The following is an 18,679-nucleotide window of genomic DNA, read 5'->3' as shown; positions in this document are numbered from 1 at the left end:
GCAAAAAAAGCCCCTGAATCGCAGGATTCAGGGGCTTTGCTTCAACCGGCTTGCCGATCAGGCCGCTTCGATCTTGCTGCGGTTCTGTTCGACCTTGCTCAGATAGTCCGCCAGCTTCTGCTGTTCTGCCGGTGTGGTGAACAAGCCGAGCTTGCTGCGACGCCACAGAATGTCATGCGCGGTGGTCGCCCATTCCTCACTGCACAGGTAATCGACTTCGCGGGTATAGAGACCGCCGCCGATGTGTTCGCCCAGATCAGTCAAGCTCTGCACACCTTCAAGCATGCGCCAGGTACGGCTACCGTAGGTGGTGGCCCAGCGGCGGGCGATCTCGGTCGGCACCCAGTCGAACGTGTCGCGGATCTTCGCGCACAAGGCTTGCGGGGTGGTCATGTCTTCGCCGCCGGGCAGGGTGGCCGTCGCGGTCCAGCTTGGCTTGATCTGGCTGAAGTAGGGAGCCAGCTGCGCCAGCGCCGACTCGGCCAGTTTGCGGTAGGTGGTCAGCTTGCCGCCGAACACCGACAGCAGCGGCGCTTCCTCGCCAGTGCCCGACAATGCCAGGGTGTAGTCGCGGGTCACGGCCGACGGATTATCGGATTCGTCGTTGCACAGCGGACGAACGCCGGAATAACTGTGCAGGATGTCGTCGCGGCTGATGCGTTTCTTGAAGTGAGCGTTGACCACTTTGAGCAGGTAATCGGTTTCGCCCTCGGTGATCGCCACTTTGGCCGGATCGCCGGTGTACTCGCGGTCGGTGGTGCCGATCAGGGTGAAATGGTTCAGGTACGGAATGGTGAACACGATACGCTGATCTTCGTTTTGCAGGATGTGCGCGTGTTCGCCTTCATACAGTTTCGGCACGATCAGGTGGCTGCCCTGGATCAGGCGGATGCCGTACGGCGATTCCATTTTCAGGTCGTCACGGATGAACTTGGCGACCCACGGGCCTGCCGCATTGACCAGTGCCTTGGCGCGGATCGAAAACAGGCTGCCATCGGCACGTTCCAGATGCAGGTGCCACAGACCCTTGGTGCGACGAGCGCTGACGCAACGGGTCTGGGTGTGAACGTGGGCGCCTTTCTCGCGGGCGGCCATGGCGTTCAACACCACGAGGCGCGCGTCGTCGACCCAGCAATCGGAATATTCGAAGCCTTTGGTGATTTCGCTTTTCAGCGGGCTGTCCGGGCCGAACTTGAGACTCTTCGAGCCTTCGAGCTTTTCCCGTTTGCCCAGGTGGTCATAAAGGAACAGGCCGGCACGGATCATCCAGGCTGGACGCAGGTGCGGTCGGTGCGGCAGCACGAAGCGCATCTGCTTGACGATGTGCGGCGCCTTGGCCAGCAGCACTTCGCGCTCGGCCAGGGCTTCGCGCACCAGGCGGAATTCGTAATGTTCGAGATAGCGCAGGCCACCGTGGATCAGCTTGCTGCTGGCCGACGAGGTGTGGCTGGCCAGATCATCCTTTTCGCAAAGGAACACCGAAAGACCGCGACCGGCGGCATCCGCTGCGATCCCCACGCCATTGATTCCGCCGCCGATGACGGCGATATCGTAAACCTCGGCGAGAGGGGGCGTAGGCAAGGTAGAAGTGGGCATCGGCTGGCCTCGGGCTTTATTTTCGGTATTTGATTTCGAACATTAATGTTCATTTGCGAAAATGGTAGCCCATAAAGTCGCCCACAGCCAGTTAACTTCGATTGAAAATACTAATCGAAGGGCTAGGAAAGGAAAATTTTCGAACATTTAAGTGCGCGATAAGGCGCAAGAGGTGTATTGCGTAGGCGATCGTCATCGCGGGCAAGCCCGCTCCCACAGGTTTCACGCAATCTTTGTAGGAGCCAGGCTTGCCGGCGAAGGCGTACTCGAGGATGCCTTCGCCGGCAAGCCTGGCTCCTACAGGTCGTTTAACCGCTTTCGCGGTTAAACGACCTCCAACCGAATCTTGTGCTGGCTCAACAACTGCGCCAGCGCCGGCACCGGCTGCTGATCGGTCACCAGGCAATCGATCAGACTGATCGGCCCCAGACGAATCATGGCATTGCGCCCGAACTTGCTGGAGTCTGCCGCCAGAATCACCTGGCGCGCATTGGCGATGATCGCCTGGGAAACCCGTACTTCCTGGTAGTCGAAGTCCAGCAGACTGCCGTCCTCATCGATACCACTGATACCCACGAGGGCGAAGTCGACCTTGAACTGGTTGATGAAGTCGACACTGGCCTGGCCGACCACACCGCCGTCACGCCGCACATTGCCACCCGTCAGCAGCACGTCGAAATCGTCCTTGGCGCTGAGCATCGAGGCCACGTGCAGGTTGTTGGTGATGATTTTGAGGTGATTGTGATTGAGCAGCGCCCGGGCAATCGATTCGGTCGTGGTGCCTATATTGATGAACAACGAGGCGTGATCGGGGATTTGCGCGGCAATGGCTTCGCCGATACGCTGTTTTTCATCGCGCATCTGGTCGGCACGCATGGCGTAGGCGGTGTTTTCGACGCTGGAGTCGTAGGCTGCGCCGCCGTGGTAGCGACGCAACAGATTGGCTTCCGCGAGCTGATTGATATCGCGGCGGATGGTTTGCGGTGTAACGACGAACAGCGTGGCCATTTCCTCGATGCTGACATAGCCGCGTTCGCGGACCAGTTCGAGGATTTGCTGCTGACGGGGAGGCAGATTCATGGGGCGTCCTTTGGGCTGCCGTGCAAAATTTGCCCATGATGCCGGAGGAATCTGCTCCCTGCCAGTTACATACCGATACGAATACCCGGGTTGGCTTATTCGGCGCCTTCGTGCGGTTCCCAATCGCGCGTGCGGCTGACGGCTTTTTTCCAGCCGGCGTAGAGTTTTTCCTTGGCGCTTTCTTCCAGGGTCGGTTCGAACTGGCGCTCGATCACCGCCTTGCCGCGCAACTCGTCCAAGCTGCCCCAGAAGCCACAGGCCAGGCCGGCCAGGTAGGCGGCGCCCAATGCCGTGGTTTCGCGCATTTGCGGACGCTCGACCTGAGTGCCGAGGATGTCGGCCTGGAACTGCATCAGGAAGTTGTTCGCCACTGCGCCGCCGTCCACACGCAGGGACTTGAGGCGTTCGCCGGAGTCCTGTTGCATGGCATCGAGTACGTCGCGGGTCTGGTAGGCAATCGACTCCAATGCGGCACGAATGATGTGATCCACGCGCACGCCGCGAGTCAGGCCGAACAATGCGCCGCGGGCATACGGATCCCAGTAGGGCGCGCCCAGGCCGGTGAAGGCGGGTACCAGGTACACGCCGTTGCTGTCCTTGACCTTGTTGGCGAAGTATTCGGTGTCATGGGCGTCGTTGATGACCTTCAGTTCGTCACGCAGCCATTGAACGGTTGAGCCGCCGTTGAACACGGCACCTTCCAGCGCATAAGCCACTTCGCCGCGGGGGCCGCACGCGATGGTGGTCAACATGCCGTGTTTGGACTTCACGGCTTTATCGCCGGTGTTCATCAGCAGGAAGCAGCCGGTGCCGTAGGTGTTTTTCGCCTGGCCCGGCTCGACGCACATCTGACCGAACAGGGCGGCTTGCTGGTCGCCGGCGATACCGCCGATGGCAATCCCGCTTTTAGTGTGGCCGTAGATCTCGGACGAGGACTTAACGTCCGGCAGCATTTCACGCGGAATATCCAGTACCTCCAGCATCTTCGCGTCCCACTCCAGGGTGTGGATGTTGAAGAGCAGGGTGCGCGAGGCGTTGGTGTAGTCGGTGACGTGCACCTTGCCGCCGGTAAATTTCCAGATCAGCCAGCTGTCGACGGTGCCGAACAGCAATTCGCCTTTGCGTGCGCGCTCGCGGCTGCCTTCGACGTTATCGAGGATCCACTTGAGCTTGGTGCCGGAGAAGTACGGGTCAGTGACCAGGCCGGTGGTGTCGTTGATGTATTGCTCATGACCATCGCGTTTGAGCTGCTGGCAGATTTCGGTGCTGCGCCGGCACTGCCAGACGATCGCATTGTAGATCGGGCGGCCGGTGATCTTGTCCCAGACCACGGTGGTTTCACGCTGGTTGGTGATGCCGATGGCCGCTACCTGGTCGTGATGCAGGCCGGCTTGAGCCAGGGCCTCGACCATCACCGCGCTCTGGGTGGCGAAGATTTCCATCGGGTCGTGTTCGACCCAGCCGGGCTGGGGGTAATGCTGGACGAATTCGCGCTGTGCGGTGCAGACCACATTCGCGTCACGGTCGAAAATGATCGCGCGGGAGCTGGTCGTACCCTGGTCGAGGGCAATGATGTAGTTCTTATTCTGAATGTCGGTCATGTCGATTGCCTTGGACGAAATAAGGGAGTGGGATCAGGCGCGGGATCGAAGTGGGCAGGATCGCACGCCAACGCTATCAAGAAGTTCTTGGTTTGCCGTCAATGGCGGGTGCTGCGTCCGTTGTACCAGGCATGGGGCTGGGCAGATGACGGGCAATCAGCCCGCGATAGGCGCCAGCACCGAGGCAGGCACCGACAATCGGTGCAAAAATCGGAATCAGGAAATACGGGATATCGCGTCCGCCGGTGAGGGAAATTTCACCCCAGCCCGCGAAGAAAGTCATCAGCTTGGGGCCGAAATCACGTGCCGGGTTCATCGCGAAACCGGTCAGCGGTCCCATCGAGCTGCCGATCACGGCAATCAGCAGGCCGATCAGCAATGGGGCCAGCGGGCCTTTCGGCAGGCCATTGTTGTCGTCGGTCAGGGACATGATCACGCCCATCAGGATGGCGGTGATGATCACTTCCACCAGGAAGGCTTGAGCCGTGGTCAAGACCGGGTTGGGGAAGGTTGAGAACACTGACGCCAATTCGAGGCTGGCTTGAGTGCCACGCACCATATGGTGGGTTTGTTCATAATCGAAGAATAAACCGCTGTACAGCGTGTACACCAGCAACGCGCCACAGAAAGCGCCAGCGATCTGGGCGAGCATATAGAAAGGCAGTTTGCGCTTTTCGAAATCGGCGAAAATGCTCAGGGCAATGCTGACGGCAGGATTGAGGTGCGCCCCGGAAACACCGGCGGTCAAGTAGATCGCCATGCTCACGCCAATACCCCAGATGATGCTGATTTCCCAAAGGCCAAAGCTGGCGCCCGCGACCTTGAGCGCGGCAACGCAACCCGTACCAAAGAAGATCAGTAGCGCAGTACCCAGGAATTCGGCCATGCATTGGCTCGAGAGCGACGGTTGTTGTAAAGCAGTTGTCATTGAAAACCTCGTTTTTGTTGTTGTCTGGCGCTTTTTCATAAAGCGCGATTTTCACCAAGGCAGGATCCCCATCCTGTTCTCGGCCTGCTGCTGGGTACAGCGATGGGACATTTGTACCGTATTCGTATTCGAAAAAATATAGACAAGAAACGCTGCTGTCAAAGGTCGAAAGTGAACCGTCAGTCACAATCGAACTGTTAGTCACATGAATGACCACATCGTTCACGCTGCGGGCTGAACATGGACGAACGGCACAAGCCTGCACCAAACAGGTGAAACACCACTGCAATAGAGCCATTTGTCGAGCAATGTCCTAGAATCCAGCGCAGTATTTTTCCTCTGTCGACAAGCCTGGAGCTGCCATGACCCCTGCGTTGGATTTGTTGAAAAAAGTTCGTGCCGAACATCGCGTGCACAGTTACGAACATGATCCAAAGGCAGCGTCCTATGGGCTGGAGGCAGCGGAGAAATTGGGGTTGGACCCGGCGCAGGTGTTCAAGACACTCCTGGCAGCCAGTGAAAAGGGTGAATTGCTGGTGGCGGTGGTGCCGGTCGTCGGAAGTCTCGATTTGAAGGGGTTGGCGCATGCGGCGGGCGTCAAAAAAGTCGAAATGGCGGATCCCGCGGCGGCACAACGATCTACCGGGTACCTGTTGGGTGGGATCAGTCCGCTGGGGCAGAAAAAACGTTTACGCACCTTTATCGATAAATCGGCCCAGCCTTTCGCGAGCATTTTTGTCAGCGCCGGTCGACGGGGGCTGGAAGTCGAATTGGCACCTGCCGTGCTGGCCGAACACACCCGGGCGCAGTTCGCTGATATCGGCCGCGCCTGAGCAGGGCAATCCGACAGGCGCTGTCTGGTGAAAATTGCCCGGCTCTGTCACTGGCGCCTGGTTTCCCGCGGTTGCATGCTTGGTAAACAAACAAAGGGAGGTGGTTATGCAGCTTGAGTTTCATCAGGTCGATGCGTTCAGTGATCGACTGTTCAGTGGCAACCCGGCGATGGTTTATCGGCTCGATGCCTGGCTCGCCGACGAGTTGATGCAGAAGATCGCCGCCGAGCACAATCTCGCCGAAACCGCCTTTGTGGTGCGTGAAGGGCAGCACTGGCACATCCGCTGGTTTACCCCGAGTACCGAGGTACCGTTGTGCGGTCACGCGACGTTGGCCGGCGCTTACGTGCTGTTTGAGATCTACAGGGAGCCGGTCGAGCGTCTGGACTTCATCTGCAAGTCCGGCCCGTTGAGTGTCAGCCGTGAGGGTCGGCGCTTATGGCTGGATTTCCCCGCCATCTTCCCGTCGGAAGTGGGCGTGACCCTGGACGTCGAGCGTGCGCTCGGAGTTGAAGCGGTCGATGTGCTGGGTTCGAATGAATTGTTTGTGGTGCTGGAGTCGGAACAAGCGGTGCTCGATTGCCAGCCAGACATGGTCGCCCTGGCGAAACTGCCATGGCTGGGCGCCATTGTGACCGCACGGGGCAACAAGCACGATTTCGTTTCCCGTTACTTCGCCCCGGCGATCGGCATCAACGAAGACCCGGTGACCGGATCGACCCATTGCAGCCTGATTCCTTATTGGTCGAAACGTTTGGGCAAGTCGGACCTGACGGCTTACCAATGTTCGGCGCGGGGAGGGCAGTTGTTCTGCCGGCTGGAAGGGGGTCGGGTGAAGATTGGCGGGGATGCGACGCTTGTTGCGAGCGGCACGCTGATCCTGGGTTGACTCCGATCCCTGTAGAGCCGGCTTGCCGGCGAAGACGTCGTGTCAGGCGACATCATCAGTGGCTGGACTGACGCCTTCGCGGGCAAGCCTCGCTCCTACAGATCTCCAATTCCATGTCAGATTTCAGATTTCAACTGGCAGCGCTGTACCGACGGACACCAGATTCGCTGGCCGGAATCTGCGCCGCGATACTGCCGGTGGCCTGAAACAGCACCAGGTGTTCAGCCGCAACACGAATGCCGACTTCGTCACCCACCTGATGATCGGCATGGCTGGGGAAAATCGACTCCAGCTGCGCCCCCGTCGGCATCTGCAGGCGATACAAGGTCGACGCCCCCTGGAACGACTTGCCGACGATTTTCCCCTTCAAGCCGTTGTCCGGTGCATAAACGATGTCATCCGGACGCAGCAGCACGTCAACGGCCCCCCCGATCGGCCAGGTGTAGGCCCGGTTGCCGCGCAGCTCGCCGAGCTCGGTCTGCACCGACTCCGGGCTGTTCAGCTGACCGCGAATGAAATAGCCCTGACCAATGAAACTGGCGACATAAGGCGTCAGCGGTTCGTGATACAGGTTGTAGGGCGTGTCCCATTGTTCCAGGCGACCCTCCTTGAAAACCCCCACATGGTCGCTCACCGCGAAGGCTTCTTCCTGGTCATGGGTCACCAGGATCGCGCTGGTGCCACGGGTCTTGAGGATGTCGCGCACCTCGTGGCTGAGCTTGCGTCGCAGTTCGCCATCGAGGTTGGAGAAGGGTTCGTCGAGCAGCAGCAGTTGCGGCTCCGGCGCCAGGGCACGGGCCAGGGCGACACGTTGCTGCTGGCCACCGGATAGCTCATGGGGGAAGCGTTTGCCGAGGTTTTTCAGGTTGACCAGTTCCAGCAGCTCTTCGATGACGCGATTCTTCTGCGGATGCTTGCGGATCCCGAAGGCAATGTTCTCGGCCACGCTCAAATGCGGAAACAGCGCGTAGTCCTGGAACACCATGCCGATCCGGCGCCTCTCCGGAGCGAGGGTGAAGCCGGGCCGGGATATGGTTTCCCCGGCCAGCTGGATTTCACCTTCGTGCACCGGTTCGAAACCGGCAATCGCCCGCAGGGTGGTGGTCTTGCCGCAGCCCGAAGAGCCGAGCAGGCAACCGATATCGCCGGCATTCAAATGCAGGTTGAGGTTCTGTACCACCCGCTGGTCTTGATAGCCGCAAGCGAGGTTGCGCAGGTTAAGCAGTAAGGGATGGCTCATGCGTGGTGATACGCCGGCTCGACCAGAAACTCGAGCAGGGCCTTTTGTGCGTGCAGACGGTTCTCCGCTTGATCCCAGGCGACGGCGCGCTTGTCATCGAGCACATCAAGGCTGATTTCCTCGCCACGGTGAGCGGGCAGGCAGTGCATGAACAGCACGTCCTCGGCAGCCAGGTCGAGCAGGGCGCGGGTCACCTGGAACGGCGCGAACAGCTTCAGGCGCTTGGCGGTTTCTTCTTCCTGGCCCATGGAGGTCCAGACGTCGGTGCTCACCAGGTGGGCGCCGCGCACGGCATCCTTCGGATCGCGGACGATGGTCACCCGATCGCCAGCCTTGGCCACGAATTCCGGATTGGGCTCGAAGCCTTCCGGGCACGCGACACGCAACTGGAAGTCGAACTGGATCGCCGCTTCTATATAGCTGTTGCACATGTTATTGCCGTCGCCGATCCAGGCCACGGTCTTGCCCTGGATCGAGCCGCGATGTTCGAGGAACGTCTGCATGTCCGCCAGCAACTGGCAGGGGTGCAGGTCGTCGGACAGGCCGTTGATCACCGGCACGCGCGAGTTGGCGGCGAATTCGGTCAGGGTGCTGTGGGCAAAGGTGCGGATCATCACGGCATCGAGCATGCTCGACATCACGATGGCGCAGTCGCCGATCGGCTCGCCACGGCCCAGTTGCGTGTCGCGCGGCGACAGAAAGATCGCCTGGCCACCGAGCTGGATCATGCCGGCTTCGAACGAAATACGGGTGCGGGTCGAGGATTTCTCGAAAATCATCCCGAGCACGCGGTTTTTGAGGGGCTCGAACAGTACGCCGCGGTTACGCAGGTCTTTGAGCTCAACGCCTCGACGGATCACGCTGACCAGCTCTTCGGGCGTGCAATCCATCAGGGAGAGAAAGTGCCTTGCGCTCATCATTGACTACCTTTTTGCAACAGACCGCAGATACTCAAAGCCTTGTTTAATTAAAAAAACGGGCGAGACCTGCGGCGTAAGCCGCACGGGGCGACGAAATAGGGGAAGGCGCGATATTGACATTAAATGTCGCGTTTTTCCAATGGGCTACGGTGTACGGGGATTTCAGAGGGGCTACGGGGTGACCGCAGTAGCGCTTTTGAAGCCGGTTTCCTGACAGCAGCCCGTCATTTGTACACTGGGCTTGCAGGGCTTTGCAATAAAACCGGGCGGCGAGGGCAGGGCGACGGTCGGTTTCTGGCCTCCAGTCGAGCTTTGGCGGTCTGAAACATTTGATAAAGCAGAGGGCTGGGTTATAACTAAGGTTCAAGCGACGCAGGGAAGGCTTTGGAATGGAATCGAAAGAACAGCAGTTAATGGAATTACTCAGCCTCACGGCCCGCTCCCTGACCCATCTCACCGCGTCCATGACCTCGATGTCCTTCGAGTTGATGCGCAGTAACGATGAAGTCACCAAGGGCGCCGGCCGGCGGATGATCGACCGCATGGCGACCATCAGCACCGGCCTCGACGAGCACTGGCGACTGATCGGCGAGCTGACTGGCGTGCATCTTGCCCAGGAGCAGATCGAAACCGTTCAGGAAATTCAATTGCAGGCCCCGCCTGGCCCCCCGCCCAACTGATTCGGGGCAGCCATCGGCTGGCCTGATGGCTGCCGATTCACAAGACGAACGTCGCTGGCGTAGCGACGGGGCACGCGCCATAGTTTTGTTCCCGCGGCCGACAATGCCCGCCCAGAACAAGACAGAGACTGGCCATGACCAAGACTCTCCATCACCGTGCCTGCCACCTGTGTGAAGCCATCTGCGGCCTGACCATCGAAACCACCGAGGTCGAAGGCCGCGTGCAGATCACCTCGATCAAGGGTGATGCCCAGGATACGTTCAGCCGCGGGCATATCTGCCCCAAGGCCGTTGCGCTGCAGGATATTCAGAATGATCCGGATCGCCTGCGGCAGCCGATGCGGCGGGTCGGCAGCGAATGGCTGCCTATCGAGTGGGAAGACGCCTTCAACCTGGTCGCCGAACGCCTGGCGACGATTCAGGAGCGTCACGGGCAGAACGCGGTGGCGGTCTATCAAGGCAATCCCAGCGTGCACAACTACGGGTTGATGACCCACAGCAACTACTTTCTCGGCCTGTTGAAAACCCGCAACCGCTTTTCTGCGACATCGGTCGACCAGTTGCCCCATCACCTGACCAGTCACCTGATGTACGGCCACGGTTTGCTATTGCCGATCCCGGACATCGATCACACCGATTTCATGCTGATCCTCGGCGGCAATCCACTGGCGTCCAACGGCAGCATCATGACCGTGCCGGACGTGGAAAAACGCCTGAAGGCCATTCAGGCCCGGAGCGGCAAAGTGGTGGTGGTCGATCCGCGCCGCAGCGAAACGGCGGCGATGGCCGATCAGCATCTGTTCGTGCGTCCGGGTGGCGATGCGGCGTTGCTGTTCGGGTTACTCAATACCCTGTTCGCTGAGGGCCTGACCCGCGACAGTCATTTGCCTGTAGACGGTCTGGAGGAGGTGCGTGCAGCGGTGAAGGGGTTCACTGCCGAGGCCATGAGCCCGCTGTGCGCCGTACCGGCTGAACAGATCCGTCAATTGGCGCAGGACTTCGCGGCGGCGCCGACAGCGGTCTGCTACGGGCGCATGGGCGTTTCGACCCAGGCGTTTGGCACCCTGTGCCATTGGCTGGTGCAGCTGATCAATCTGGTGACCGGCAATCTTGATCGAGTGGGCGGGGCATTGTGCACCGAGCCTGCCGTGGACCTGGTGGCCTCGACTTCGGGCGGGCATTTCAATCTGTGGCAGAGCCGGGTGTCCGGGCGTCCCGAATACGCTGGCGAACTGCCGGTGTCGGCGCTGGCCGAAGAGATGCTCACCGAAGGGCAAGGGCAGGTTCGGGCGCTGATCACCGTGGCGGGCAATCCGGTGCTCTCCACCCCCAACGGCCGGCAACTGGAACAGGCGCTCGACGGGCTGGAGTTCATGGTCAGCGTCGACCTGTACATCAATGAAACCACGCGGTATGCCGACCTGATCCTGCCGTCGACCTCGGCGCTGGAAAACGATCACTACGACACCACCTTCAATATGTTTGCGGTACGTAACGTGACGCGCTTCAACCGCGCGATTCTGGCCAAACCGGAAGGTGCGTTGCATGACTGGGAGATTTTCGTCGGGCTGGCCAAGGCGTTTGCCGCGAAGACCGGCAAGGAACTGAAACCGACGATCCCGCCAGCGCAGATGATCGATCGCGGCTTGCGGGCGGGGCTGTATGGCGATGCGTCGCAACACCGGCTGTCGCTGGCGACCCTGCTCGATCATCCGCATGGTGTCGATCTCGGGCCGCTGAAATCCAACCTGGCTCCACGTCTGAAAACCGCCAACCAGCGAGTTCAGGCTGCACCGGCGGCGATCCTTGCCGACCTGGCGCGTTTCGCCGCCTTGCAAGTCCCGGCCTTCGATGAGCTGCTGATGATCGGCCGCCGTCATGTTCGCAGCAACAACTCGTGGATGCATAACTATCACCGTCTGGTGAAGGGCAAGCCGCGCCATCAGTTGCTGATGCACCCGGACGATCTGGCCAGTCGTGGGCTCAACGACGGGCAACGAGTTCGGGTCAGTTCGCGGGTCGGTGTCATCGAAGTTGAAGTGCTGGGCAGCCTGGATATGATGAAAGGCGTGGTCAGCCTGCCTCACGGTTGGGGCCATGCGCGGCCGGGCGTGCAGATGACGATCGCCAGTGGCCAGCCAGGCGCCAGTGCCAACGACCTGACGGATGAATGTCAGCTCGACGAGTTGTCGGGCAATGCGGCGTTGAACGGTGTGCCTGTCACCGTGGCGGCGGCTTGATCAAGTCTGTCGGGGAGGCCGAGCATGGCGCTCGGGTTTCCGTTACAATGCGCCACCGTGCCGACCATCGAGTCGGAAAGTTCAGCCGAGGTGCTCCATGGATATCATCGAAACGATTAAAGAGCAGATTGCCAACAATACCATTCTGCTTTACATGAAAGGTTCGCCGAATGCCCCGCAGTGTGGCTTCTCCGCGAAAGCCGCGCAGGCCGTGATGGCGTGTGGCGAAAAGTTTGCGTACGTGGATATCCTGCAGAACCCGGAAATCCGCGCCAACCTGCCAAAATACGCCAACTGGCCAACCTTCCCGCAACTGTGGGTCGGTGGTGAGCTGGTCGGCGGTAGCGACATCATGACCGAGATGGCTGCAGACGGTTCGTTGCAGGCCACGATCAAGGCTGCTGTCGAAGCTGCTGCTGCGAACAAGAGCGAAGCCTGATCCGGTCCCTCCTGTAGGAGCGAGGCTTGCCCGCGAACAGGGTGCCTCGTTCTACAGGAAATACTGCGTCATCGTTCTTCGTGAGCAAGCTTCGCTCCTACAAGAGCAGGCATAAAAAACCCCGCCTCTTTAAAAGAGAGCGGGGCTTTTTTTGGCTGTAGGAGCAAGAGCGGGGGCGCTGGTTTACTCTTCGCCCATCTGCGATTGCAGATAGTTCTCAAGACCGACTTTATCGATCAGGCCCAGTTGGGTTTCCAGCCAGTCGATATGTTCTTCTTCGGACTCAAGAATGTCTTCGAGCAGTTCACGGCTACCGAAGTCGCCAACGGTTTCGCAATGCGCGATCGCCACCTTGAGATCGGCATGCCCGGTTTTTTCGATACGCAGGTCGCACTCAAGCATTTCCTGGGTGTGTTCGCCGATCTGCAGCTTTCCCAGGTCCTGGACGTTAGGCAAACCTTCGAGGAACAGGATGCGCTTGATCAGCTTGTCCGCGTGCTTCATCTCGTCGATGGATTCGTGGTATTCGTGCTTGCCGAGCTTGTTCAGACCCCAATCTTCGTACATGCGCGCATGCAGAAAGTATTGATTGATCGCGACCAGCTCATTGGCAAGGATCTTGTTGAGATGCTGGATGACTGTAATGTCGCCTTTCATGATGGGGTCCTGCCCTGTATTAGCTGTCTATAAGTCAGAGTTTGAGCCGCACAAGTAAGAGTGTCAAACCTAAGTTATTGAAAGTTAAGTGAAAATTAATCGGAATAAGAATGTTTGTATTCCGCGTCTAGAGCGTAACTGATTGATTTTCAGGCATAAAAAAACCGGACATCTGTCCGGTTCTTTGAAATACGGTATTTATGCAGCGGTAAATTCTACAGGATAAGGAATCGCAGCCTGGGCCGATTGTATTTTGGTCAGGGTTTCGCGGACCACTTCCTTGGCAAGGCAGGCGCATTTGCCGCATTGGCTGGCAACACCGGTAGCCTGGCGGACTTCCTTGTAGCTACAGCATCCTTCATAGATTGCATCGCGGATTTGGCCGTCGGTGACGCCAGTGCAGAGGCAGACATACATAAGTGAAAACCGTCGCTGGTTGTGACTCAATTGCGATGGATCTTAATGTTAACGAGAATGATTGTCAAAGTGGTTTCTGACAGCTTCGCGTTATGAGGGCGCGCGACCGACGAACGGTTTTTTCCAAAGCAATGTGCCAGTAAGCGCCGGGAAGCATTTTAACCTGTCTGCGAAAAACCGTTAAGGACAGCTCAAAAACGCAGTGTATGATGGCCGGTCCTTATGAAGCGGGTGCGTGTCACAGGGCTGTCGCCTGACGGTGGCAGGCTGGCGCAAACCCGGAACTTCACGTTTTTACACCAGGAGATATCCAATGAGCGTACTCGTAGGCAAGCAAGCCCCTGACTTCACCGTACCGGCCGTACTCGGCAATGGCGAAATCGTAGACAGCTTCACCCTGTCGTCGGCCATCAAAGGCAAATACGGCCTGGTGTTCTTCTACCCACTGGACTTCACCTTCGTTTGCCCGTCCGAGCTGATCGCGCTGGACAACCGCATGTCCGACTTCAAGGCACGCAATGTTGAAGTGATCGCCGTTTCGATCGACTCGCACTTCACTCACAACGCCTGGCGCAACACCCCGGTCAACAATGGTGGCATCGGCGAAGTCCGTTACACCATGGCAGCCGACCTGAAGCACGAAATCGCCAAGGCCTACGACGTTGAGTCCGAAGGCGGCGTGGCATTCCGTGGCGCGTTCCTGATCGACGATAAAGGCGTTGTCCGCTCGCAGATCATCAACGACCTGCCGCTGGGCCGTAACATCGAAGAGCTGATCCGTCTGGTCGACGCTCTGCAATTCCACGAAGAGCACGGCGAAGTTTGCCCTGCCAACTGGAAAAAAGGCGACAAGGGCATGACCGCTTCGACCGAAGGCGTTGCGGCTTACCTGACCGAGAACGCTGCTGCGCTGTAAGGCAGGTTCGAGGCATAAAAAAACCGGCCCTGGAGGCCGGTTTTTTTATGGTCGTTACGGTCAGTCGTTGAAGTCTTCCCAGCCGCCCATCTGTTTCCAGCGGTTGACGATGCCGCAGAACAGCTCGGCCGTCTTCTCGGTGTCATAACGAGCCGAGTGGGCCTCGCGACCGTCGAAATCGATATCGGCTGCCTGACAGGCCTTGGCCAGTACGGTTTGGCCGTAAGCCAGGCCAGCCAGGGTTGCCGTGTCGAAGCTGGAGAACGGATGAAAGGGGTTGCGCTTCATGTCCAGACGCGCAACCGCCGCGTTGAGGAAGCCCAGATCGAAGCTGCTGTTGTGCCCGACCAGAATCGCCCGCTTGCAACCGTTGGCCTTCAGGGCCTTGCGGATGCCGCGGAAGATATCGGTCAGCGCCGCTTCTTCACTCACAGCCATGCGCAGCGGGTGATCGAGCTTGATCCCGGTGAATTCCAGGGCCGCTGCTTCAATGTTCGCGCCTTCAAACGGCTCGACGCGAAAGAAGTAGGTGTGGTCGGGGTAAACAAACCCTTTTTCATCCATGGCGATGGTAGTTGCGGCAATTTCCAGCAAGGCGTCAGTGGCAGAGTTGAAACCCCCGGTTTCAACGTCGACAACAACTGGCAGGTACCCACGGAAGCGCTCAGCCATCGGGTGGCGCGAACCACCTCCGCCGCCTTGACCGTCCTGTTCGTCGTCGAAATGGTCTTCACTCACGCGTGTTCCTCCAGCAGGCGCCAGCGCAGTTTTTCACCGGCGCGCAGCGGGATTACAGTCAGCTCGCCAAAGGGCAGGCTGGTCGGGGCGGTCCACTCTTCGCGGACCAGGGTGATGCGATCGGTGTTCACCGGCAGGCCGTAGAAACGCGGGCCGTTCAGGCTGGCAAAGGCTTCGAGCTTGTCCAGCGCGTTACGCTGTTCGAAGGCTTCGGCGTACATCTCGATCGCGGCATAAGCGGTGTAGCAACCGGCACAGCCGCACGCGGCTTCCTTGGCATGCTGGGCGTGGGGCGCCGAGTCGGTGCCGAGGAAGAACTTGTCGCTACCGCTGGTGGCGGCGTCGAGCAGCGCTTCCTGGTGCGTATTGCGCTTGAGAATCGGCAGGCAGTAGAAATGCGGCCGAATCCCGCCCACCAACATATGGTTGCGGTTGTACAGCAGGTGATGGGCGGTGATGGTCGCGCCGACGTTGGCCGAGGCCTCATTGACGAACTGCACGGCGTCAGCGGTGGTGATGTGTTCGAACACCACTTTGAGCGTAGGGAAACGCTCGACCACACGACGCATGTGCTCGTCGATGAAGATTTTTTCGCGATCGAACACGTCGACATCGCCACGGGTGACTTCACCGTGGACCAGCAAGGGCATCCCGACTTCGGCCATGGCCTCGAGTGCAGGGAAGATATTGTCGATGCTGGTGACGCCAGAGTCCGAATTGGTGGTCGCGCCGGCCGGGTACAGCTTGGCGGCGTGAATGAAACCGCTGGCCTTGGCCTCGCGAATTTCTTCGGGCTGGGTGCGGTCGGTCAGGTAAAGCACCATCAATGGTTCGAAACGACTGCCAGCCGGGCGTGCAGCGAGAATCCGCTGGCGATAGCCGTCGGCTTCAGCGGCGTTGCGCACCGGAGGTACCAGGTTGGGCATGATGATGGCGCGACCAAAGGTGCGCGCAACATCCGCAACGGTATTGGTCAACACGGCACCATCGCGAAGATGAATGTGCCAGTCGTCGGGACGCAGCAGGGTCAGGCGGTCGGACATGAGGGGATTCCAGGCGGGTCAAACTCTGGGGAATGCTACCGGAAAAGACACTTTCAGGCACTCGCTATCAAGTTTTACGGGAAGCTTCCGATATTCAACGGGTATGCCGTGAACATTTGTGTGTCGGTCTTTTTTGTTGTGGAAGTCTGTGGAGCCTCCCGTGCGCCAGTGGTATTTAGCCTTGCTCAGTGTGTTTGCCAGCCTTCCTGCGATGGCGCTCACGTTCCAGACTCGCCTGGAGAGCATCGAGTGGACGGTCGAAGGTGACAAGTTCGAATGCCGCCTGAGTCAGCCGATCACCGATTTTGGCGCGGGTGAGTTCGTGCGTCGCGCCGGTGAGCAGGCAACATTTCGACTGAAGGCTTATAACGCGATCATCGGCGGTGGTTCGGCGACCTTGCTGGCGGCTGCGGCGCCATGGCAGCCGGGGCGTGGCGACATCAATCTCGGTGCCGTGCAAATCGGTAGCGGCAATGTGCTGTTCAGGAGTTCGCAAGTGCAGGCCGCTCGCTTGATCAATGGCTTGATGGATGGCCGCAGTCCGGTTCTGCGGCACTCTTCGGGCGATGGCCGGGTATCGGAAGTGCGTCTGTTGCCGGTCAAGTTCAGCAAGGCCTTCAGCGAATATCAGGGCTGTGTAGCGAGGCTGTTGCCGAAGAATTTCGAACAGGTCAAACAATCCCGGATCGGCTTCCACGGCCAAAGCATCGATCTCGATGGGCAGGCCAAGGCCCAATTGCAGGAGATGCTGGAGTTCATGAAGGCCGACCCGACGGTCAATCACATCGAACTCGACGGTCACTCCGACAACAGCGGCAACCGCCTGACCAACCGGGACCTGTCGCGACGCCGGGCCTTGGCGGTCATGGAGTTCTTCAAGGCCAACGGTATCCAGGAGTCGCAGATCACCCTGCGCTTCCACGGCGAACGTTACCCCTTGGCGCCCAACACCACTGCCGCCAACCGGGCGAAAAACCGTCGGGTCAATGTCCACCTCGCGCGGATGGCGCCGACCGAAAAGCCGGCCCCTCGCGCCACGGCGACGGTGAGCGCGGCATCGACGTCCTGAGAACGCTGCCATAGTCGCTCGCTTGACATAATCTGTCGCTTCGTCGTCATAAGCTGTCGCGCCCCTGTAAATTATTCTGCATGACCGGTAGACTTGACGGCTTTCCGTAGAACCCCGTGGAGTGATGGCATGGCGGACGTAAACAAGGTCGTTCTGGCGTATTCCGGCGGCCTGGACACTTCGGTGATCCTCAAGTGGCTGCAGGATACTTATAACTGTGAAGTCGTGACCTTCACCGCTGACCTGGGTCAGGGCGAAGAGGTCGAACCGGCCCGCGCCAAGGCTCAGGCCATGGGCGTAAAAGAAATCTACATCGACGATCTGCGCGAAGAATTCGTGCGTGATTTCGTGTTCCCGATGTTCCGCGCCAACACCGTTTATGAAGGCGAGTACCTGCTGGGTACTTCCATCGCCCGTCCGTTGATCGCCAAGCGCCTGATCGAAATCGCCAACGAAACCGGCGCCGACGCCATTTCCCATGGTGCGACCGGCAAGGGTAACGACCAGGTGCGTTTCGAACTGGGCGCCTACGCCTTGAAACCAGGCGTGAAGGTCATCGCGCCGTGGCGCGAATGGGACCTGCTGTCCCGTGAAAAGCTGATGGATTACGCTGAAAAGCACAACATCCCGATCGAGCGTCACGGCAAGAAGAAATCCCCGTACTCGATGGATGCCAACCTGCTGCACATCTCCTATGAAGGCGGCGTGCTGGAAGACACCTGGACCGAGCACGAAGAAGACATGTGGAAATGGACCGTCTCCCCGGAGAAGGCTCCTGACAAGGCGCAGTACCTGGAACTGACCTACCGCAACGGCGACATCGTCGCGCTGGACGGCGTCGAAATGACCCCGGCCACCGTGCTGGCGACCTTGAACCGTATCGGTGGCGAACACGGTATCGGCCGTCTCGACATCGTCGAGAACCGCTACGTCGGCATGAAGTCCCGCGGCTGCTATGAAACCCCGGGCGGCACCATCATGCTGCGCGCTCACCGTGCGATCGAATCGATCACCCTGGACCGCGAAGTGGCTCACCTCAAGGATGAGCTGATGCCTAAATATGCCAGCCTGATCTACACCGGTTACTGGTGGAGCCCTGAGCGTCTGATGCTGCAACAGATGATCGATGCCTCCCAGGCCCATGTGAACGGCGTCGTGCGCCTGAAGCTGTACAAGGGCAACGTGATCGTCACTGGCCGCAAGTCCGACGAATCGTTGTTCGACGCCAACATTGCGACCTTCGAGGAAGATGGCGGCGCCTACAACCAGGCCGATGCGGCGGGCTTCATCAAGCTCAACGCCTTGCGCATGCGTATTGCGGCGAACAAAGGCCGCAAGCTGTTCTGAGATGTCAGAGCGCTTGCTGCTGCGCCGTGATTGAATCTGTGGCCTT

Annotated in this window: 18 protein-coding genes; 8 read left to right on the top strand and 10 right to left on the bottom strand. The window is 59.3% G+C overall.

The window, feature by feature from the left end:
* Positions 1 to 57: 57 nt before the first annotated feature.
* From glpD to PMA3_RS23820, 4 genes are all read right to left on the bottom strand, one after another.
* Complete coding sequence (gene glpD / locus PMA3_RS23835) at positions 58 to 1,596, bottom strand: glycerol-3-phosphate dehydrogenase (RefSeq protein WP_064679491.1); 1,539 nt, start codon at positions 1,594 to 1,596, stop codon at positions 58 to 60.
* Positions 1,597 to 1,920: 324 nt separating this feature from the next.
* Entirely contained in the window at positions 1,921 to 2,676 is a 756-nt protein-coding gene (locus tag PMA3_RS23830) for a DeoR/GlpR family transcriptional regulator (protein ID WP_007916700.1), read from the bottom strand.
* A gap of 95 nt (positions 2,677 to 2,771) precedes the next feature.
* On the bottom strand, positions 2,772 to 4,277 hold the full coding sequence (glpK, locus tag PMA3_RS23825) for a glycerol kinase GlpK (RefSeq protein ID WP_064679490.1): 1,506 nt from the start codon (positions 4,275 to 4,277) through the stop codon (positions 2,772 to 2,774).
* 76 nt (positions 4,278 to 4,353) lie between these two features.
* A complete protein-coding gene (locus PMA3_RS23820; protein ID WP_064679489.1) occupies positions 4,354 to 5,205 on the bottom strand; it encodes an MIP/aquaporin family protein in 852 nt (283 codons plus the stop codon).
* Between the two features lie 362 nt (positions 5,206 to 5,567).
* On the opposite strand from PMA3_RS23820, the gene ybaK reads away from it, so the two are divergent.
* Positions 5,568 to 6,038, top strand: a complete 471-nt coding sequence (gene ybaK, locus PMA3_RS23815) for a Cys-tRNA(Pro) deacylase (RefSeq protein WP_064679488.1) — start codon at positions 5,568 to 5,570, stop codon at positions 6,036 to 6,038.
* Between the two features lie 106 nt (positions 6,039 to 6,144).
* The gene (locus PMA3_RS23810; RefSeq protein ID WP_064679487.1) at positions 6,145 to 6,927 is read left to right on the top strand and encodes a PhzF family phenazine biosynthesis protein; all 783 of its coding nucleotides are present in this window, start codon (positions 6,145 to 6,147) and stop codon (positions 6,925 to 6,927) included.
* Positions 6,928 to 7,057: 130 nt separating this feature from the next.
* Here the strand turns inward: PMA3_RS23810 and PMA3_RS23805 are convergent, their stop codons facing one another.
* A complete protein-coding gene (locus PMA3_RS23805) occupies positions 7,058 to 8,167 on the bottom strand; it encodes an ABC transporter ATP-binding protein (protein WP_064679486.1) in 1,110 nt (369 codons plus the stop codon).
* On the bottom strand, positions 8,164 to 9,084 hold the full coding sequence (gene argF, locus PMA3_RS23800; RefSeq protein WP_064679485.1) for an ornithine carbamoyltransferase: 921 nt from the start codon (positions 9,082 to 9,084) through the stop codon (positions 8,164 to 8,166). Before argF ends, PMA3_RS23805 begins: the two co-directional genes overlap by 4 nt.
* A 392-nt stretch (positions 9,085 to 9,476) precedes the next feature.
* Between argF and PMA3_RS23795 the strand changes: the two genes are divergently transcribed.
* The 3 genes from PMA3_RS23795 to grxD all read left to right on the top strand — a co-directional run bounded on the left by PMA3_RS23795 (position 9,477) and on the right by grxD (position 12,446).
* A complete protein-coding gene (locus PMA3_RS23795) occupies positions 9,477 to 9,767 on the top strand; it encodes a hypothetical protein (RefSeq protein ID WP_064679484.1) in 291 nt (96 codons plus the stop codon).
* 134 nt (positions 9,768 to 9,901) lie between these two features.
* A complete protein-coding gene (locus PMA3_RS23790; protein WP_064679483.1) occupies positions 9,902 to 12,007 on the top strand; it encodes a molybdopterin oxidoreductase family protein in 2,106 nt (701 codons plus the stop codon).
* A gap of 97 nt (positions 12,008 to 12,104) precedes the next feature.
* Positions 12,105 to 12,446, top strand: a complete 342-nt coding sequence (gene grxD, locus PMA3_RS23785) for a Grx4 family monothiol glutaredoxin (protein ID WP_064679482.1) — start codon at positions 12,105 to 12,107, stop codon at positions 12,444 to 12,446.
* A 183-nt stretch (positions 12,447 to 12,629) separates the two neighbouring features.
* Here grxD and bfr read toward each other — a convergent pair whose 3' ends face one another.
* Both bfr and PMA3_RS23775 read right to left on the bottom strand, forming a co-directional pair.
* Positions 12,630 to 13,103: a bacterioferritin gene (bfr, locus tag PMA3_RS23780; protein ID WP_064679481.1), complete on the bottom strand. Its 474-nt coding sequence runs from the start codon at positions 13,101 to 13,103 to the stop codon at positions 12,630 to 12,632.
* 198 nt (positions 13,104 to 13,301) lie between these two features.
* Positions 13,302 to 13,520 carry a bacterioferritin-associated ferredoxin gene (locus PMA3_RS23775; RefSeq protein WP_064679480.1) on the bottom strand — a complete coding sequence of 73 codons (219 nt, stop codon included), beginning with the start codon at positions 13,518 to 13,520 and terminating at the stop codon, positions 13,302 to 13,304.
* A 313-nt stretch (positions 13,521 to 13,833) separates the two neighbouring features.
* Here PMA3_RS23775 and PMA3_RS23770 point away from each other — a divergent pair, with 313 nt between their 5' ends.
* A complete protein-coding gene (locus PMA3_RS23770) occupies positions 13,834 to 14,436 on the top strand; it encodes a peroxiredoxin (protein WP_064679479.1) in 603 nt (200 codons plus the stop codon).
* A 60-nt stretch (positions 14,437 to 14,496) separates the two neighbouring features.
* Here PMA3_RS23770 and rnt read toward each other — a convergent pair whose 3' ends face one another.
* The gene (rnt, locus tag PMA3_RS23765) at positions 14,497 to 15,174 is read right to left on the bottom strand and encodes a ribonuclease T (RefSeq protein WP_064679478.1); all 678 of its coding nucleotides are present in this window, start codon (positions 15,172 to 15,174) and stop codon (positions 14,497 to 14,499) included.
* Positions 15,171 to 16,217: a dihydroorotase gene (pyrC, locus tag PMA3_RS23760; protein ID WP_064679477.1), complete on the bottom strand. Its 1,047-nt coding sequence runs from the start codon at positions 16,215 to 16,217 to the stop codon at positions 15,171 to 15,173. Before pyrC ends, rnt begins: the two co-directional genes overlap by 4 nt.
* Positions 16,218 to 16,377: 160 nt before the next feature.
* Here pyrC and PMA3_RS23755 point away from each other — a divergent pair, with 160 nt between their 5' ends.
* Both PMA3_RS23755 and PMA3_RS23750 read left to right on the top strand, forming a co-directional pair.
* A complete protein-coding gene (locus tag PMA3_RS23755) occupies positions 16,378 to 17,286 on the top strand; it encodes a flagellar protein MotY (RefSeq protein WP_064679476.1) in 909 nt (302 codons plus the stop codon).
* A gap of 129 nt (positions 17,287 to 17,415) precedes the next feature.
* A complete protein-coding gene (locus PMA3_RS23750) occupies positions 17,416 to 18,633 on the top strand; it encodes an argininosuccinate synthase (RefSeq protein ID WP_007898502.1) in 1,218 nt (405 codons plus the stop codon).
* Positions 18,634 to 18,679: the final 46 nt, after the last annotated feature.

The organism is Pseudomonas silesiensis (assembly GCF_001661075.1).
Taxonomy (GTDB): domain Bacteria; phylum Pseudomonadota; class Gammaproteobacteria; order Pseudomonadales; family Pseudomonadaceae; genus Aquipseudomonas; species Aquipseudomonas silesiensis.
This window is presented reverse-complemented; position numbering and strand designations above follow the sequence as displayed.

Coding starts and splice junctions, on each gene's coding strand:
- PMA3_RS23830 (WP_007916700.1), bottom strand. CDS start 2,676: ATGAATCTGCCTCCCCGTCAGCAGCAAATCCTCGAACTGGTCCGCGAA.
- argF (WP_064679485.1), bottom strand. CDS start 9,084: ATGAGCGCAAGGCACTTTCTCTCCCTGATGGATTGCACGCCCGAAGAG.
- PMA3_RS23810 (WP_064679487.1), top strand. CDS start 6,145: ATGCAGCTTGAGTTTCATCAGGTCGATGCGTTCAGTGATCGACTGTTC.
- bfr (WP_064679481.1), bottom strand. CDS start 13,103: ATGAAAGGCGACATTACAGTCATCCAGCATCTCAACAAGATCCTTGCC.
- PMA3_RS23750 (WP_007898502.1), top strand. CDS start 17,416: ATGGCGGACGTAAACAAGGTCGTTCTGGCGTATTCCGGCGGCCTGGAC.
- ybaK (WP_064679488.1), top strand. CDS start 5,568: ATGACCCCTGCGTTGGATTTGTTGAAAAAAGTTCGTGCCGAACATCGC.
- PMA3_RS23775 (WP_064679480.1), bottom strand. CDS start 13,520: ATGTATGTCTGCCTCTGCACTGGCGTCACCGACGGCCAAATCCGCGAT.
- PMA3_RS23820 (WP_064679489.1), bottom strand. CDS start 5,205: ATGACAACTGCTTTACAACAACCGTCGCTCTCGAGCCAATGCATGGCC.
- PMA3_RS23795 (WP_064679484.1), top strand. CDS start 9,477: ATGGAATCGAAAGAACAGCAGTTAATGGAATTACTCAGCCTCACGGCC.
- glpK (WP_064679490.1), bottom strand. CDS start 4,277: ATGACCGACATTCAGAATAAGAACTACATCATTGCCCTCGACCAGGGT.
- PMA3_RS23790 (WP_064679483.1), top strand. CDS start 9,902: ATGACCAAGACTCTCCATCACCGTGCCTGCCACCTGTGTGAAGCCATC.
- PMA3_RS23805 (WP_064679486.1), bottom strand. CDS start 8,167: ATGAGCCATCCCTTACTGCTTAACCTGCGCAACCTCGCTTGCGGCTAT.
- glpD (WP_064679491.1), bottom strand. CDS start 1,596: ATGCCCACTTCTACCTTGCCTACGCCCCCTCTCGCCGAGGTTTACGAT.
- pyrC (WP_064679477.1), bottom strand. CDS start 16,217: ATGTCCGACCGCCTGACCCTGCTGCGTCCCGACGACTGGCACATTCAT.
- grxD (WP_064679482.1), top strand. CDS start 12,105: ATGGATATCATCGAAACGATTAAAGAGCAGATTGCCAACAATACCATT.
- PMA3_RS23770 (WP_064679479.1), top strand. CDS start 13,834: ATGAGCGTACTCGTAGGCAAGCAAGCCCCTGACTTCACCGTACCGGCC.